Annotated in this window: 1 protein-coding gene; it reads left to right on the top strand. The window is 55.7% G+C overall.

Annotated features, from left to right (window positions below; genetic code table 11):
* Positions 1–932: sensor histidine kinase (locus tag FJM65_RS21100; protein WP_140624354.1), on the top strand; the 932-nt coding region annotated here is incomplete at both ends.

Genomic DNA, 932 nt, shown 5'->3' on the forward strand with positions numbered 1-932 from the left:
GCCTCCATCTTCATTGACCAGGTCAGAGAGTATGCCATCTTCGCCATGGACACCGAAGGAGTGATCACGACCTGGAACAAGGGCGCCGAGCGGATGAAGGGCTACTCGGAGAAAGAGGCAACGGGGCAGTATTACGGGATGCTCTTTACGGAAGAGGACCAGCGGCAGGGAAAGCCGCAGGAGGAGCTGCAGGCTACCCGGGAGCGTGGGCAATTTGAACAGGAAGGGTGGCGCCGCAAAAAGGACGGCTCGCTGTTCTGGGCGGGAATTACGCTGACCGCCATCTACTGCGACAAAGGGAAACTGGCCGGCTTCACGAAAGTCACTAAGGACCTGACGGAGAAAATGTTTGCCGAGGAGGCCATTCTTCATAAAAACGAGAAACTGACAACCGTTAACCGCGACCTGGACACCTTTATCTATACTGCTTCTCACGACCTGAAAGCGCCGATCCTGAACATCGACGGCCTGATGCAGCGGCTATTGGTTGTGCTTGAGGAAAGCGCCATACAGGACCCCGAGATTGATGAGTTGACGAGCCATATCCAAACCTCTATTGTCCGTTTTAAGAGCACTATTGAGGACCTGACCACCGTCAGCCGCCTGCAGCGGAGCATGGATGGGGAAAGCGATACGGAAAAGGTAGACGTGGAGGCCGTCTATGAGGACATATTGGCCGATGTGGGCTTTCTCTTCGATAAGTTTCGGTTCCCATGCCGGGTCACGAGCGATTTTCAGGTCAGGGAGCTCCGTTTCTCCCGCAAGAACTTTCGCAGCGTCCTCTACAACCTGCTCAGCAACGCCATCAAATACCGCGCAGACGGCGGTGGGTGTGAGATCAGCGTGAAGACAAGCAAAGAGGGGGAGTGGTTTGTGCTGGAGGTCAGGGACAACGGCCTGGGCATGAGCGAGCGTTGCCAGGAGCAGCTTTT

Source organism: Pontibacter mangrovi (assembly GCF_006385705.1).
In the GTDB taxonomy this organism is placed as follows: domain Bacteria; phylum Bacteroidota; class Bacteroidia; order Cytophagales; family Hymenobacteraceae; genus Pontibacter; species Pontibacter mangrovi.